This window comes from Streptomyces lushanensis (assembly GCF_001700515.1).
GTDB classification, from domain to species: domain Bacteria; phylum Actinomycetota; class Actinomycetes; order Streptomycetales; family Streptomycetaceae; genus Streptomyces; species Streptomyces lushanensis.
The window spans coordinates 1-15,836 of the sequence record NZ_MAUD01000330.1 but is presented as its reverse complement, the minus strand read 5'-3'; the positions used below and the strand labels follow the sequence as shown (position 1 = coordinate 15,836).

Here is a 15,836-nt window from a genome sequence, read left to right as displayed (position 1 = left end):
GCCTGCCGCGCCCCCGTCCCTGTCCCTGCCCCCGCACCCGCCGTGTCCCGGCCTCGCCCCGGCCCGGCGGTCGGCCATGATGGCCGGATGCGTTTCCTCTTCGTCGGTGACTCCATGACGATCGGGCGCGCTGGCGACTTCACCTGGCGCTATCGGATGTGGCAGCACCTCGGCGCGTCCTTCGGCGCCCCGTTCCGGATCGTCGGCCCCCGGTCCGGGCTGTACGACAGCGAGGCCGACGCGCCCGTCTCGTACGACTACGCCGCCGGCCCCGGCTTCCCGGCCCATGCCCGCCGCCATCTCGCGGGCTGGGGTGTGGGGTGGCAGCACATGAGTCCGCTGATCGGCGAGGCGGTCCGGGCCGGCCGGGCCGACATCCTGCTGATCTCGCTGGGACTGATCGACCTCGGTTTCTACACGGACAGCACGCGGACCGCGCACAACGCCCGCGCGTTCATCGCCGAGGCCCGCGCGGCCAACCCCCGCGTACGGGCCGTGCTCCTGCCCGTCATCCCCAATGTCAGGGCCGAGTCCGACCGCGCCTTCGCCGCCGAGGTCGACCGTTTCAACGAACTGCTCGCCAAGGCCGTCGCCGACCTGGACCGGCCGTCCTCCCCCCTGCTGCTCGCCTCCCGCCCACCGGGATACGACATCCACCGCCACACCTACGACGGCACCCACCCGTCCCCCTCGGGCGAACACCGACTCGCCGCCGCCTTCGCCGACGCCATGCACCAGGCCTGGAACCTGGGCGCACCGTACGAGAAACACGACTGACCCGATCAAGCCGAGCCACTGAAAACGCGCGCGACGGCCACAAGGCCGATTCGGGCTTGCCTTGAGTGCGCTCGAACGCGTTGGCTGTGGAGTCATGAAGTACACGCAGCTCGGACGCTCCGGACTCAAGGTAAGCCGACTCGTCCTCGGGACGATGAACTTCGGTCCTCTCACCAACGAGGCCGACAGTCACACCATCATGGACGCCGCGCTCGACGCGGGCATCAATTTCTTCGACACCGCCAACATCTACGGCTGGGGCGAGAACAAGGGCCGCACGGAGGAGATCCTCGGCACCTGGTTCGCCAAGGGCGGCGACCGACGTGACAAGGTCGTCCTCGCCACCAAGGTCTACGGGAACATGGCCGGGGACGACCCGGCCTGGCCCAATCACGACAAGCTCTCGGCGCTCAACATCCGCCGTGCGGTCGACGCCAGCCTCAAGCGGCTCCAGACCGATCACATCGATCTCTACCAGTTCCACCACATCGACCGCGCCACTCCGGTCGAGGAGATCTGGCAGGCCATCGACACCCTGATCCAGCAGGGCAAGATCCTCTACGCGGGCTCCTCCAACTTCCCCGGGTGGAAGATCGCCCAGACCAATGAGACCGCCCGTCGGCTCGGCTCGTTCGGGCTGGTCAGCGAGCAGTGCCTGTACAACCTGGCCGAGCGCCGCGCCGAGATGGAGGTCATCCCGGCCGCGCAGGAGTACGGCCTCGGGGTCATCCCCTGGTCGCCGCTGAGCGGTGGTCTGCTGGGCGGCGCGATCCGCAAGGAGCGCGAGGGCGGCGGCTCCCGTACCAGCGCCGGCCGCTCGGGCAGCGGGCTCGCCAACACGGCCATCCGGACGCAGGTCCAGTCGTACGAGGATCTGCTCGACAAGCACGGCATCGATCCCGGTGAGGCGGCGCTGGCATGGCTGCTCACCCGTCCGGGCGTGACGGGTCCGATCGTCGGCCCGCGCACGGCCGAGCAGCTGGAGTCCGCTCTGCGCGCGGTCGAGCTGGAGCTGTCGGAGGAGGTCCTGTCCTCGCTGGACGAGATCTTCCCGGGCACGGGGCCCTCGCCGGAGGCGTTCGCCTGGTAGGACGCGCTGCGCGGGAGGGCGGCCGGGGCCGGTGACCAGGTCCTGTCCGGTCGGACAGGACCTAACCGACCGCGGCTGCCACCGCGATGATCGCGAACATCAGCACCAGCGCGCCGGCCATGATCTGGTTTCGGGTTTTGGGGTCCACGGGTCGAGGTTAACGGCCGGGGGCCCCGCGCCCGGCGCCCGGGTCATGGTCGGCGCCCGGGTCGCCGTCCGGCTTCCCCTGGGTCCGCCCCTGCGTCCGCCCCTGCGTCCGCCCGTTCGGCGGCTCCTGCCGGGCCGGGCCGAGCGGGAAGCGTACGAGCGTCTCGTACCGCGGCTGCTCGCCGCGCACTCCGCTCACCGGCAGCCGGCTCCGTACGAGCGCCATGTCGGCCACCTCCCACGGTGTGCCCTCGAAGCCGTCCATGGCCGAGGCGTACGGCCGCAGATCCAGGTCCGTACGGCTGTGGGCCAGCGTGAGATGCGGCCGGTAGTGGCGGTGCTCCTCCATCGGCAGGCCGGACCGGCGCGCGGCGGCGTCGGCGCGCTCCGCGAGGCGCCGCAGCGTGGCGATGTCCCCGGCCGCCCCGGCCCACAGGGCCCGCCCGCCGAAGTGCCCGCCACCCCGCAGCCGCAGCGCGAACGTCCCGGTACGCCGCCCGGCCCGCTCCAGCCGCGCGGTCAGCTCCGGCAGCAGCGCGTCCTCGACCTCGCCCAGGAACGCGAGCGTGAAGTGCCACCCCTCCCGCCCGGTCCACCGCATCCCCTCGGCCCCGGGCATCGCCCTGAGCCGGTCACGGACGGGATCGAGCTCCTTCCGGACCTCGGCGGGTGGCAGCACGGCGGCGAAGAGTCTCATACGGACAAGTCTTCCCACGGCGCGAGCCCGTACGTGGCCCGATCACCGTGCGTATCGTTGTACCGGGCGCTGCCGCGCCCCGCGGCGGCGGGGAGGAGCGCCACGATGACCGTCATTGACACCGACAGGATCGCCATGGCCGCCCGGGCCGCATCGCGCCGCGCGAAGTCCTACGCCGCCGTCGCCAGCTCCCGTTCCCTCGGGACGAAGTCCACGCGGGGACGGCCTCCGCGCAGGTCGAATCTCACGCGTACGCCCGCCACCCGGATCAGGACCAGGCCGATCGCCGCCGCCGCGAGGAGGGAGACCGCGCCGCCCGTGGCGAAGCCGACCCGGGGGCCGTAGGTGTCGGTGACCCAGCCGAGGAGCGGGCCGCCGACCGGGGTGCCGCCGACGAAGACCATCATGTAGAGGCTCATCACCCGGCCCCGCATCTCCGGGTCCGAGGCCATCTGGACGGTCGTGTTGGCGCTGATGTTCGTCGTCAGGCCGATCACGCCGATCGGTACGAGCAGCAGCGAGAACAGCCAGACGGACGGCGACAGCGAGATCGCGATCTCCAGCAGCCCGAAGCCCATCGCCGTGAGCAGGAGCAGTCTCAGTCGGCTGGAGCGGCGGCGGGCGGAGAGCAGGGCGCCGGTCAGTGAGCCGGCCGCGAGCAGGATGTTGAAGTACGCGTACATCCCGGCCCCGCCGTCGAAGACCCCGTGCGCGAAGGCCGTCAGCCAGATCGGGAAGTTGAAGCCGAACGTGCCGATGAAACCGACGAGGACGATGGGCCAGATCAGCTCCGGCCGCCCGCGCACATAGCGCAGTCCCTCTCTCAACTGGCCCTTGCCGCGCGGCACGCGGACGGACTTGTGCAGTTCGTGCTGGCGCATCAGCAGCAGACCGGCCAGCGGCGCCAGGAAGGACAGACCGTTCAGCATGAAGGCCCAGCCGCTGCCGACCGTGGTGATCAGCACACCGGCCACGGCGGGGCCGATGAGCCGCGCGGACTGGAAGTTGGCGGAGTTCAGGCTGACCGCGTTGCGCAGCTGGTCGGGGCCCACCATCTCGGAGACGAAGGACTGCCGGGCCGGATTGTCGACGACGGTCACCATGCCGAGCAGGAACGCGATCAGATAGACGTGCCAGACGTGGACCTGTCCCGACAGCGTCAGAACGGCCAGCAGGACGCCCAGCACACCCATCGCGGCCTGGGTGAAGAGCAGCAGCAGCCGCTTCGGGTAGCGGTCGGCGACGACACCGCCGAACAGCCCGAAGAGCAGCATGGGCAGAAACTGGAGGGCCGTGGTGATACCGACGGCCGCCGAGGAGCCCGTGAGGCTGAGTACCAGCCAGTCCTGGGTCACCCGGGACATCCATGTACCGGTGTTGGAGACGACGGCACCCGTCGCGAACAGCCGGTAGTTACGGATCTTCAGCGACGAGAAGGTCCCGCCGCGGGTCTTGCCGTCGTTCCCGGTCGTGCTGTCGTGGGTGGATATCGGTGCGGGGGCGGATTCTGCTCCGGATCCCGTACTCAAAGTGGGTTCGCCTCCTTACAGCGCGCGGATCACAGGTGGGCGAGCTTCTCCAGTACGGGGGCGGCAGCGCGCAGCTTCGCCCACTCGTCCTCGTCCAGGCCCTCGGCGAGGGACGCCAGCCAGACATTGCGCCTGCGGCGGCTCTCCTCGAGCATCGCCTCGGCCTCCTCGGTCTGGCTGACCACCTTCTGCCGACGGTCGTCGGGATGCGGCTCCAGCCTGACCAGGCCCTTCGCCTCCAGCAGCGCCACGATGCGGGTCATCGAGGGCGGCTGGACATGCTCCCTGCGTGCCAGCTCGCCCGGCGTGGCGGAACCACAGCGGGCCAGTGTGCCCAGCACCGACATCTCGGTCGGGCTGAGCGATTCGTCCACACGTTGGTGCTTCAGTCGCCGGCCCAGCCGCATGACGGCGGAGCGGAGTGCGTTCACGGCGGCGTCGTTCTCGATCGCGTCGCCACCGTGGGACAGGTCAGGCATGTTTGTTAGCATAACTCATTACCCAACCTAAATACCACTCGGTTTCTCCGCGTTTCGCCCGCGCGCCGCCGATCCGTGGTCCATCGCGCGGATCAACCCCCGGACCAGCCTCTGTCACTCATACGAGTGAGTCCGTACCGGAAAGCGACATGACCGGGCGTGCCCGCGCACGACCCTGGTCCGCATGGGATCGACAGTGCTCAGCCTGCGGATAGACGGTGAGCTGCTCGACCGGCTGCGGGAGCGCGCCGCCAGACGGGGGATGAGCGTCCAGGACTATGTGGCCGGGACGCTCGTCCGCGACGACTTCGACGAACGCTTCAGGGCGGCCGTCGACGAGACGGAGAAGTTCTACGGCGTCACACGGCGGGACTGACACCGTCCGGGATACGGCCGGGCATGGCCGCCGCGGTCGGGCACGGCCGGGCGCGCACCCCGTCGCGGCCGGGTTCGGAACGGACCGGACCGGACGGGAGTGGGCGCCGGCTTCCCGGACCGGGCAGGGCCTGGGCCCGGCAGGCTCCGCCCAGTGCCCGGAAGGCCCCACATAGACTGACGGCCATGACCGGTTCTTCGACGGCAACTCCCCGGCGTGCGGCGCCCGAGCCTCTGGAGGGGCCGGTCGTCGGCACCATCACGGGCGGCACGATCATCTGGTTCGTGCTCTTCCTGGTGCAGCTCCCGTTCTACGGCTGGTACAGCGACCACGGGCACGCGTGGTGGATCTGGACGTGTCTGGCCGGCGGCGGGCTCGGGCTGATCGGTATCTGGTACGTACGCGGGCGGGACGCGGCGCTCAAGCGCGCGGCAGCCGCGCGCGAGGCCGGGGAGAGCGGGGCGGCCGGACGGACCGGGGCGGCCGGCGAGGACCCGGGGTCCGATGATCACTCCGGGCCGACGGCCTGACCGATCGCGTCGCGCCGACCTGACCGCGACCGATCGGTCCGGTGGTCGCACCGTACCGACGGCCTGACCGATCACGCCGGCCCAGCCGATCGCGCCGACCCACCTGTCTGTGACCGGCGGACGGCCCGACCGGCGGCGCCGGCCCCGCCGCGCGCCCCCCCGTACGCACCCCTGACGTGACCCTGACCAAAGCAGGGCCTCCGCCCTCCCCCGAGTACTGCCACAGGACCATCCCGCTCGTCCCTGGGTCGGATCTCCGGCCTCTCGGCGGGTGAACGCGCCTCACGGGTCGTACCGTCGAAATCATGACGCAGCGGGCGAAGATCGACACCGACGGCCCCGAGCCCCATGGCCCCGAGCCGCACGGCCGCGGATCTCACGGCCCCACCATCGACGCGGGCGCCGAACTCGATCCCGTACACCCCATGAGGCTCCCGCTGCCCTCCGGCCGCCACACCGGGCTGACCGCCGCCGAGGTCGCGCGGCACGTCGCCCGTGGTGAGGTCAACGACGTCCCCGTCCGCAGCAGCCGCTCCGCCGTCGAGATCGTCCGCGCCAATGTCTTCACCCGCTTCAACGCGGTCATCGGCGTGCTCTGGGTGATCATGTCCTTCGTCGCGCCGATCCAGGACACGCTCTTCGGCTATGTGATCCTCGCCAACACCGGCATCGGCATCATCCAGGAACTGCGCGCCAAGAGAACCCTCGACGGACTGGCCGTCATCGGCGAGGCGAAACCGACCGTACGGCGTGACGGTGTCGCCGCGGAGATCTCCACCGCGCAGATCGTCCTCGGGGATCTCATCGAGCTGGGCCCCGGCGACAAGGTCGTCGTCGACGGCGAGGTGGTCGAGGCCGAGAGCCTCGAAGTGGACGAGTCGCTGCTGACCGGAGAGGCCGATCCGGTGCTGAAACGCCCCGGCGACTCCGTGATGTCCGGCAGCTTCGTGGTCGTCGGCGGCGGCGCGTTCCGGGCCACCAAGGTCGGGCGCGACGCCTATGCCGCGCGGCTCGCCGAGGAGGCGTCCCGTTTCACGCTCGTGGACTCCGAGCTGCGCAACGGCATCAGCACCATCCTCAAGTACGTGACCTGGATGATGGTCCCGACGGCCCTCGGGCTCATCGTCAGCCAGCTCGTCGTCAAGCAGAGCAACTTCAAGGACTCCGTGGCCAGGACCGTCGGCGGCATCGTCCCGATGATCCCCGAGGGCCTGGTGCTGCTGACCTCCATCGCCTTCGCCATCGGGGTCATCCGGCTCGCCCGCAAGCAGTGCCTCGTCCAGGAGCTGCCCGCGATCGAGGGCCTCGCGCGCGTCGATGTCGTCTGTCTCGACAAGACCGGAACGCTCACCGAGGGCGGGATGAGGGTCAGCGAGCTGCGCGTTCTGGGCGGCGCGGACGAGACGTACGTACGGAAGGTGCTCGGCGCGCTCGGCGCGTCCGACCCGCGTCCCAACGCCAGCCTCCAGGCGGTCGTCGACGCGTTCGGCGACGAGCGCGGCGAATGGCCCGTCGCGGCTGCGCTGCCCTTCTCCTCCGTACGGAAGTACAGCGGCGCGGCCTTCAGCGAGGCCGACGGGGCCGGCGGTCTCTCATCGGGGTGGCTGCTCGGCGCGCCGGATGTGCTGCTGCCGCACGACGATCCGGCGCTCGCCGGGGTCGATCATCTCAACGAACAGGGCCTTCGGGTCCTGCTGCTGGCCCGCGTCGGTGCGGGCGCGGGCGGCGCGGACCGGTCAGGCAGCACGGGCGGCTCGGGCGGCTCAGGCCGGTCGGGCGACGCGGGCGGCTCAGGCCGGTCGGGCGACGCGGGCGGCTCAGGCCGGTCGGGCGACGGGGGCGCCGCCGCTCCCGCCGCCGCGCTGGACGCGCCGGAGGCGGTGGCGGGCGCCGAGGCGACCGCGATCGTCGTGCTGGAACAGCGGCTGCGGCCCGACGCCGCCGGCACCCTCGACTACTTCGCCCAGCAGAACGTCGACGCCAAGGTCGTCTCCGGAGACAACGCGGTCTCGGTGGCCGCGGTGGCCAAGAAGCTCGGTCTCGCGGGCGCGGAACGTACGGTCGACGCCCGGCTGCTGCCCACCGCGCGGGAGGAGATGGCGGAGGCGATCGAGGCCGCCACGGTCTTCGGCCGGGTCACTCCGCAGCAGAAGCGCGACATGGTCGGTGCCCTCCAGTCGCGCGGGCACACGGTCGCGATGACCGGCGACGGCGTCAACGACGTCCTGGCGCTGAAGGACGCGGACATCGGTGTCTCGATGGGCTCGGGCTCGGAGGCGACCCGGGCCGTGGCCCAGATCGTGCTGCTGAACAACAGCTTCTCGACGCTGCCGTCGGTGGTGGCGGAGGGCCGGCGGGTCATCGGGAACATCACACGGGTGGCGACCCTCTTTCTGACGAAGACGGTCTACTCGGTGCTGCTGGCGATCCTGGTGGCCTGTTTCCAGGTGGAGTATCCGTTCCTGCCACGGCATCTGACACTGCTGTCGACGCTCACGATCGGCGTACCGGCCTTCTTCCTGGCGCTGGCGCCGAACACGGAACGGGCGCGGCCGAACTTCGTACGGCGCGTGATGCGGTACTCGATCCCGTCGGGCATCATCGCCGGAATCGCCACGTTCGTCGCCTATATGATGGCCCGCCACTACTACACGGGCCCCGACGCCCTCAACGCGGAGACCAGCGCGGCCACCCTCACCCTCTTCCTGGTCTCCCTGTGGGTGCTGGCGATCGTGGCGCGCCCGTACACCTGGTGGCGGATCGGGCTGGTGACGGCGATGGGGCTGGCGTTCCTGGTGGTACTGGCCGTACCGGCGCTCCAGCACTTCTTCGCGCTGAAGCTGGTGGGTACGACGATGCCGTGGCTGGCGGTCGGCATCGCGGTGGTGGCGTCGGCGGCGCTGGAGTTCTGCTGGCGCTGGGTGAGCCGAAGATTCCCGGCCTGAGGGCCGTGCCCGGCCTGAGGGCCGTACGGAGGCGGCGAACGCCTTCGGCACGGCAGAGGGGCCCGGCAGGCTGCCGGGCCCCTCGTCGTAGCGGTGGGTTCTACTTCACGTCGATGAAGTCGCCTGCCACGGCGACCGGCGCGGTGGAGGCGATACCCACGTAGTTCCAGCGGTAGTAACCGTCCTCCGTCGCCTTGACGGTGGTCTTCAGCGCACCGGTGGACGAGGACTTCACACCCTTGACGTTGGTGTAGGCCGTGCTGGACTTCTTGCGGAACTGGAGCACCACCGACTGGGTGCCGAAGCCGACGTACTTGTTCTTGTCCCAGTCCGCACGGGTCAGGCTGCCCGTGATGGTGATGGTGCCGCCCTTCTTGACCGGCTCCGGAGCGGCGTTGACCGTGAGCTTCGACTGACGCTGGAGCTTGACGGTGTTGAACTTCTCCACCACGGTGAGGTCGTCCTCACCGCCGTTGCCGTACGCGCCGGCGGCGACGTTCCAGGTCTTGGCGTCCGTGTTGACCAGCCACCCCGCGTCGATCGTGGTGGTGTGCGTGCAGGTCGAGGTGGTGGCACTCGCGACCTTGCACACGAGGTCGTCGTTCGGCTCGAAGTACCTGCTGGTGGGGCTGCTGAGGCTGCTGCCCTCCCAGATGAGGGCGCTGACGTCGAGGACGCCCAGGTCGTCCGTCGCCGTGGCGGACATGGCGATCTTCTTGACGGTGGTGGTGCCGATCACGATCGGCTTGCCACCGTTCACGACGACCTTGGTGATCACGGGCAGGCCCGCGGCCTGCGCCGACAGCGCGCGGGCCTGCGCCCGCGGCGAGGCGCCGTCGCCGTGCCGGAGGAATTCGAAGCCCCCGACCGTCAGACCGTGATCGTCCGACTGCGCGGCCTGGGACGCCGGCACCGCGAGCGCGGACAGGACCAAGGCGCCGGAAACGGCAGCAACAGTGGCACGAATACGCATGTGTTCCCCCAGGTCTGGTTCTGCGGATCTGTTGACCCGGGAAAACAGACCTGGGGGAAGGGTGAAAAGTTGTACGAAAACAGGGAGTGTTTGCGAAGACCCACCGGCCGGGCGCGCTGGAACCGGCGGACCGGACAGCGCGGAACGGAACGGCGCGGGACCTGGTCGAACCACCGGTCCCGCGCCGACTCCTCCTGCTTCACATCGACGAAGTCCTACTTCACGTCGATGAAGTCGCCCGCGACGGCGACCGGCGCGGTGGAGGCGATACCCGCGTAGTTCCAGCGGTAGTAACCGTCCTCCGTCGCCTTGACGGTGGTCTTCAGCGCACCGGTGGACGAGGACTTCACGCCCTTGACGTTGGTGTAGGCGGTGCTGGTCTTCTTGCGGAACTGGAGCGCCACCGACTGGGTGCCGAGGCCCACATACTTGTTCTTGTCCCAGTCCGCACGGGTCAGGCTGCCCGTGACCGTGATGGTGCCGCCCTTCTTGACCGGCTCGGGAGCGGCGTTGACCGTCAGCTTCGACTCACGCTGGACCTTGATCTTGGAGACGGACTCCTTGATCGTGATGTCCTCGTCGTCGTAGCCCGCCGCGATGACCAGGACGTTCCAGTTCGTGGCGTCGATGTTCCTGAGCTGCTTGGCCGTGAGCGTGAAGGTGCCCGTGCAGGTGGAGGTCGTGGCGTTCACGGCCTTGCACGTGGCCAGTTCCTCGTTCTGGTTGAAGCCGTTGCTGTTCGGGTCGTCCAGGTTCTTGCCCGTCCAGAGCACGCCGACGGCGACCGCGATGCCCGAGTTGTCGGACGCGGTGATCGACAGGGACACCTTCTTGCTCCCGGTCGCGGAAACCACGATGGGCTTGCCGCCGTTCACCACTGCCTTGGTGATCACGGCAGGGGTGTTGGCGTTCGCGGCAAGCGCCTGGCGCTTGGCCGAGGGCCCGGTTGCGTGGTCCTGCACGAGCTCCTTGAGCTGTCCGACCGTCGAGCGGAGATCATCCGACTGCGCGGCCTGGGAAGCCGGCACGGCGAGAGCGGACAGGGCCAGGGCGCCGGAGACCGCGGCAACAGTGGCACGAATACGCATGTGTTCCCCAAGTCTGGTTCATTCGGGTCTGTTGACCCGGAAAACCAGACCTGAGGCGAGGGTGAAAAGTTGTACGAGAATAGGAAATCTTTGCGAAGACCGACCGACCGGGCCCAGGGCGAACCGGCGGACCGGCAGGGCTCAGCCGAACCGGACGGGACGGGACGGGACCGCAGCGGAACGGACAGGGCCCAGCCGAAAGCGGACCGGACCTAGTCGAACCACCGGTCCCGCGCCAGTTCCTCCGTCCGGGACGGGTCCTCCAGCAGCGCCGCCACCTCGAAGCGGCGTGGCCACTGGCCCGCCGCCCAGGCGAGTCCCGCCGCCACCCCCTCCAGCGTCGCCGCGTGCACCGTTCCGTCCGGGGTGCGGCGCCAGTCCAGCTCCACGCCGCCCGCGAGCAGTTCCTCGTGCTCCACGTACACCTCGGGCGTGCCGGCGCCGAGCAGCACATGCACCGGCTCCGGGACCGTGTGCTCCTCGCCCTCCGTGGTCACCTCCGCCACGACCGCCTCGCTCAGCCGCCGTACCTGAAGCAGCTCGGCCAGCTCCGCGAAGCGCGTCGGTGACACCGGCAGCAGCGGCAGCCCGCCCGCCAGCGGCACCAGATCGGGAGCGTCCGCGACCACCGCGTCCGCCGCGTCGACCACCCGTACCTCTCCGTCCACGACGGCCCGCAGTTCGTCGGGGAGCGTCACCTGCTCCGGATCGAGATCGGCGAGGGCCGTGTAGAGCGCGTGCAACTGCCTCGGCGTGACCTCGCGGTCCGGATCGGCGAGCCGGCCGAGCAGCTCCGCCGCGCCGCCGGGCTCGTCCAGCAGCGCGGCGACCGAGGTCCGCACGCCCAGCGCCCGCAGCACCTGCGCGTCGTCGAAGCCCGTCGCGTCCACCGGGTCGTACAGCCCGGCCAGCAGCGGATCGCCGCCCGCCGAGCGCAGTCCGGCCGGGCGCCGGCCGTCGAGTACGGGATGGTCGCGCAGCCACCACGCGGTGTACGAACGCACGGTCTCCGTCGTGCCGTCGGGCAGCAGGATCCGTACGGACTGGGTCAGCGCGTCCCGCAGCGGCGGCCGGGCCAGCAGGGCGAGCGCCCGCGGCCACGCGTCGTCGTCCACCAGGTCCAGGTCGCGTACGGCCACGATCTCCGTGGCGACCGGCGGCACCGGCGTCTCCGGCAGCCGGTCGAGCACGTCCTCGCACCAGACGTCCACCGCGTCCAGCAGACCCGCGTCGTCGGGCTCGGCGAAGTCGCCGTCGCGGGGCTCCAGTTCGTCGGGGTCCAGGACGACGTCCGTGGCGCGGACGAGCGCGAAGTCGGCCAGCACACCGCAGGCGGCGAGCGGCTGTTCGCCCCAGCGCTCGGCCAGCTCGGCGTCGCAGAAGGCGAGTTCGCCCTCGCGCAGCACGGCGGCGAACGGGCTGCCGGGCAGCACGAGTTCACCGGCCGGGGCCAGTTCGCCGTCCTCGTCGGTCAGGGCGAGCGCGCCGAGCCACGGCTCGTCACCCGCCTCAAGTCCCGCGTCCCGTACGAGACCGAGCACGATCTCGGCCAGTTCCTCGGCGTCCGGGGCGGCGTTGTCCCCGAGGTCCGTGTCCCAGATCTCGCCCGCGTCCAGCGACGCCGCCACGGCGGCACGTACCTGAGGCGTCGTCAGTACGGCGCGCGGGGTGGCGGGCAGCGCGCCCAGCTTCTCCAGCAGCGGATGGGCGGCCTCGGGGTGCGCGACCTTCAGTCCCAGCCTGGCGAGGTCCGCGGCGGCCTCGGCGTCGGGCAGCGGCAGCAGGACCTGGCGCGGGCCGATGGTGGTACGGCCGTTGGCCAGCGGCACCGGCAGCCCCGAGAGCCGCTCCGGGTCGACGCCCGCGAGCGACTCGTACAGCCGCCACCACCACGCGGGCGGTCGCTCGGCGCCCGCGATCCGCTCGATGGCCTCGCCGAGCGGGAGCCGGCCGACGCCCAGGGTGCGCAGCTCGACGCGGCGTTCGAGGCCGGCGGGCAGCAGGGTGGGCAGCACCTCGGCGAGTACGCGCACGGTGTCGGCGCCGGCGCCTTCGACGACCTCGGCCTCGAAGGGCCGCAGGGCGGTGGGCGCTTCGTTCGCCCCATCCGTCTCGTGCGCCGCGCGCGCCTCGTACGCCGCTTGCGCCTCGTGTGCCTCGTACGCCCCATCCGTCTCGTGCGCCTCATGTGCCCCAGCCGACCCACGCGGCCCATCCGCCGCGTACGCCTCATCCGCTTCGGACGCCGGGGCGAGGAAGGCGACCCGGGGCAGCCGTGCCAGGATCGCGGCCCGCAGCCGGCCGTCCAGCTCGCCCTTGCCGAGCGGTCCGGGCACCAGGTCGATGGTGCCGGTGGAGACGGGCTGCCAGCCGCCGAGCAGCTCGGCGTACGCGTCGGCCGCCCTCTCCACGAGGAAGTCGGTGAGCGGTCCTGGCGCGGGATGGCGCCGGGTGGTGTCCAGCGGCAGCGAGGCGATGAGCAGGGCGGGCACGCCGAGCGGCTCGTCGGTCGGCGTCGGGGCGTGTACGACGGGTGCGGTGCGGGGGCGCCGGGGGGCGCCGTCGGCGTCCACGGGAACGGCCCAGGTGACCGACCAGTGCGGGCGCAGGCGCTCCTCCAGGGGCCGTCCTTCGAGGAGTTCGGGCGCGGTGGGACCGTGGTGGCTGACGACGCGCCAGCGGCTACGGCCGGTCCCGTCCTCCGCGCCTTCCCCGGCGCCGGAGTCCTCGATCTCGACGTACGGGCCGTGCTGCGAGCGGCGCAGCACCCGTTCACCGCCGTCCGGCGTCTCCACGACGATCTCGGCGAGCCCGGCGAGGGTCAGCAGCAGGGCGTCGTCGATCCCGGCGAGGAGCCGCTCCACGAGATCGGCCGCCGTGCCGTCGCGCAACGGCAGGATGACGACCGTGTCGTACCCCTCGGGAGCCGTGCCCTCGGCGGGCAGCGGCAGCCGCAGCAGCGGTACGTGGCCCTCGCGGCGGCGCAGTTCGTCGCCGAGGCCGGGACTGGCCGCGGCGGCCTGCCCGGCCAGCTCGCGGGCCTCGGAGAGGGACCAGCGGACCCCGCCGTGGCGTCCGATGACGGCCGGCTCGTCACTGACGGCGAGCACGGCGGCGAATCCGACGCCGAACCGCCCCACAGCGGCCTCGTGGCCCTCCCGCTTGGCGGAGGCGCGCAGGGTACTGAGCGACTCGACACCGGCGGCGTCGAGCGGAGCCCCGGTGTTGGCGGCCACCAGCACGGCGGGGCCGTCGGCGGTACCGGGCCGCAGGGTCAGCCGGAACCGTCCGGGCACTTCGGCCCGCGCGGCGGCGTCGGCGGCGTTCTGGGCCAGCTCGACCACGAGCCGGTCGCGGTACCCGCCGAGCGCGAGATCCTCCTCGGCGTTGGCGTCCTCCCGGAACCGCGCGGGACTGGCCTCCCACGCATCAAGCACCCCACGCCGCAGCCGCGCCGTCCCGAACGGGTCGGCGCCCTCGGTCGTCCTGACGCTCACGCTGTGACTCCACTCTGCTCCGACTACGCCCCACCATCCCCGTGCGGCCCGAAGGTACCGCGTACACCCCTCCCAAGGGGTGCGGGGTCGCGCCCGGCCGCCCTCGAACACCTACCGAACCGGACACCCGTACTCCCGACGCACACGGTGCGGACGGCACGCGATCAGGTGGCGCTTCGGTGGGGTTCCGGCCACAGGCGGGGGCGAGTTGCCGTCCTGTCGGGTGTGCGTCACGGCGGATGTCGCGAGGGCGCTCCGCGAGAACTTCCGGAGCGACCTGAACGCCGGACGACGCCGCTGAAGCGAGGACGACCGTGTCAGATCGGCTTGCACTTCCCGTTTTATTCGTGAGCAGAACCGCACTGACGAGAATTCGCCACCCGTTCGGATGAATCTCCATTCGGACGGGATGGCCAGATGAAACGACTCTCCCTAAGGACGGCAACGAATCGAGGTGATCGGTAATTCATCGATGATTACGGAAAGTAATGGCGGCCGTCTTGATCCGATATCGCGCCCCGGGGATCCTTTTTCTCGTCTCGGGCATTGGTCCGGCAGAAGTGGCGGGCGGACCGAGGCAGGGAAAGGAATGAAATGAAGATTCTCAGATCTCTGGGCGTGCTCGTGGCCGGCGCGATGCTCGCCCTCGGTATCGGTGGAGGGCTGGCGCCGGTGGCGCATGCCGTCGACGCGCCCAGTGGAGCGGGGTATTCGGCGGCGGATCTCGCCACCGGGCGCACCACCAGCGGCACCGTCGCCGGGTCGGCCGGGCACGAGAGAGAAGTGCCGCCGCAGGAGGCCTCGCTGAGCTGCTGGGACCCGTACTTCTCGGGTTCCACGTTCGCCCTCTCCTGCTCCGGCAGCCGCTACTACGTCTATGTCGACTGCGCGAACGGCTACCGGTACGTCGTCGGCCCGCTGTCCGGGGCCAAGCGCGTCACGATCACCTGTCCCGGGGGCTACCGCGCATTGCGAGGTGGTGGATACGGAAGCTGATTTCGCTGGAACATCGTTCACGGGTGTTTGACCATTCGCCCTGCCGGAATCTCTCCGGCAGGGCGAATCGGTGTGCGTCGGCGCGTGTCGGTGCGCATTCGTACGGACGGGCATTCGGCCCGCGCCCCCGCGGCCTCGGCCGTTGCCCGGGGGCTTTCGGCCGTTGCCGCGGCCATCGCCTTACGAGTGACCCAGATCTTCCATTTCGTCCTCCGGCCCCGCCTGCACCGAGCCGCTGTCCGGGGACGGCCGCAGCGGGAAGGTGTCCGCGGCCATCGAGTCCAGTACGGGCGGCGCCGGGCGCAGCGGCTTGGGCATGACCGCCGCCTCCGAGTGGCCGCCGCAGCCGTACGCCAGCGAGACGACATGGCCGTCCGCCGGGGAGAACTCGTTCGCGCAGACACCGAAGGCCTGGCGCAGCGAACCCGCCAGCGGCAGCAGGAAGCCGCAGGAGACACAGGGCGCGGGCGCCGCCTGCGCCATGGGGGTCTTCGCGCCGAACGACTCGTCCCAGCGGTCGGCCGCCACGTGCAGCCCGTACCGCGACAGCACACGCGCCCGGCGCATCCCCAGTTCCTCGGCGACCGACGCGATCGAGCCACGCGCGGGTACGGCCGGTACCGCTCGTACGGTGGAGACTCCCCCGAGGCCCGCCGCGGCCCCGCCGTCGGCCTCGCCCGTGGCCCCGGCCCCGGCGGCCGGATCCTCCGCC

Annotated in this window: 12 protein-coding genes and 1 pseudogene; 6 read left to right on the top strand and 7 right to left on the bottom strand. The window is 71.1% G+C overall.

From position 1 onward, the window contains the following. Window positions 1-87: 87 nt before the first annotated feature. A complete protein-coding gene (locus BFF77_RS24645) occupies window positions 88-777 on the top strand; it encodes a GDSL-type esterase/lipase family protein (RefSeq protein ID WP_066953539.1) in 690 nt (229 codons plus the stop codon). A 94-nt stretch (window positions 778-871) separates the two neighbouring features. Further along, on the top strand, window positions 872-1,867 hold the full coding sequence (locus tag BFF77_RS24640; RefSeq protein ID WP_066953537.1) for an aldo/keto reductase: 996 nt from the start codon (window positions 872-874) through the stop codon (window positions 1,865-1,867). 286 nt (window positions 1,868-2,153) lie between these two features. Here BFF77_RS24640 and thpR read toward each other — a convergent pair. The 3 genes and pseudogenes from thpR to BFF77_RS24625 all read right to left on the bottom strand — a co-directional run. Then, window positions 2,154-2,711, bottom strand: a pseudogene (gene thpR / locus BFF77_RS24635) (RNA 2',3'-cyclic phosphodiesterase); the annotation flags it as partial. A gap of 170 nt (window positions 2,712-2,881) precedes the next feature. Continuing rightward, the gene (locus BFF77_RS24630) at window positions 2,882-4,240 is read right to left on the bottom strand and encodes an MFS transporter (protein ID WP_066953533.1); all 1,359 of its coding nucleotides are present in this window, start codon (window positions 4,238-4,240) and stop codon (window positions 2,882-2,884) included. 29 nt (window positions 4,241-4,269) lie between these two features. Then, window positions 4,270-4,719, bottom strand: a complete 450-nt coding sequence (locus BFF77_RS24625; RefSeq protein ID WP_066953531.1) for a MarR family winged helix-turn-helix transcriptional regulator — start codon at window positions 4,717-4,719, stop codon at window positions 4,270-4,272. Window positions 4,720-4,903: 184 nt separating this feature from the next. Here BFF77_RS24625 and BFF77_RS24620 point away from each other — a divergent pair, with 184 nt between their 5' ends. The 3 genes from BFF77_RS24620 to BFF77_RS24610 all read left to right on the top strand — a co-directional run bounded on the left by BFF77_RS24620 (window position 4,904) and on the right by BFF77_RS24610 (window position 8,570). Further along, on the top strand, window positions 4,904-5,095 hold the full coding sequence (locus tag BFF77_RS24620) for a ribbon-helix-helix protein, CopG family (protein ID WP_066953529.1): 192 nt from the start codon (window positions 4,904-4,906) through the stop codon (window positions 5,093-5,095). A 185-nt stretch (window positions 5,096-5,280) separates the two neighbouring features. Beyond that, a complete protein-coding gene (locus BFF77_RS24615; protein ID WP_066953527.1) occupies window positions 5,281-5,625 on the top strand; it encodes a DUF2530 domain-containing protein in 345 nt (114 codons plus the stop codon). A gap of 305 nt (window positions 5,626-5,930) precedes the next feature. Further along, on the top strand, window positions 5,931-8,570 hold the full coding sequence (locus BFF77_RS24610; RefSeq protein WP_066953525.1) for a cation-translocating P-type ATPase: 2,640 nt from the start codon (window positions 5,931-5,933) through the stop codon (window positions 8,568-8,570). Between the two features lie 100 nt (window positions 8,571-8,670). On the opposite strand, the gene BFF77_RS24605 is transcribed toward BFF77_RS24610, so the two are convergent. The 3 genes from BFF77_RS24605 to BFF77_RS24595 form a co-directional block, all read right to left on the bottom strand. Next, complete coding sequence (locus BFF77_RS24605; RefSeq protein WP_066953523.1) at window positions 8,671-9,543, bottom strand: DUF5707 domain-containing protein; 873 nt, start codon at window positions 9,541-9,543, stop codon at window positions 8,671-8,673. Window positions 9,544-9,758: 215 nt separating this feature from the next. Next, window positions 9,759-10,631 carry a DUF5707 domain-containing protein gene (locus tag BFF77_RS24600; protein WP_066953521.1) on the bottom strand — a complete coding sequence of 291 codons (873 nt, stop codon included), beginning with the start codon at window positions 10,629-10,631 and terminating at the stop codon, window positions 9,759-9,761. Window positions 10,632-10,843: 212 nt separating this feature from the next. Next, the gene (locus BFF77_RS24595; RefSeq protein ID WP_066953516.1) at window positions 10,844-14,128 is read right to left on the bottom strand and encodes a sacsin N-terminal ATP-binding-like domain-containing protein; all 3,285 of its coding nucleotides are present in this window, start codon (window positions 14,126-14,128) and stop codon (window positions 10,844-10,846) included. 594 nt (window positions 14,129-14,722) lie between these two features. On the opposite strand from BFF77_RS24595, the gene BFF77_RS24590 reads away from it, so the two are divergent. Then, a complete protein-coding gene (locus BFF77_RS24590) occupies window positions 14,723-15,124 on the top strand; it encodes a hypothetical protein (RefSeq protein WP_066953510.1) in 402 nt (133 codons plus the stop codon). 180 nt (window positions 15,125-15,304) lie between these two features. Here the strand turns inward: BFF77_RS24590 and BFF77_RS24585 are convergent. Next, window positions 15,305-15,836: DUF3027 domain-containing protein (locus BFF77_RS24585; protein ID WP_141698516.1), on the bottom strand; the 532-nt coding region annotated here is incomplete at its 5' end.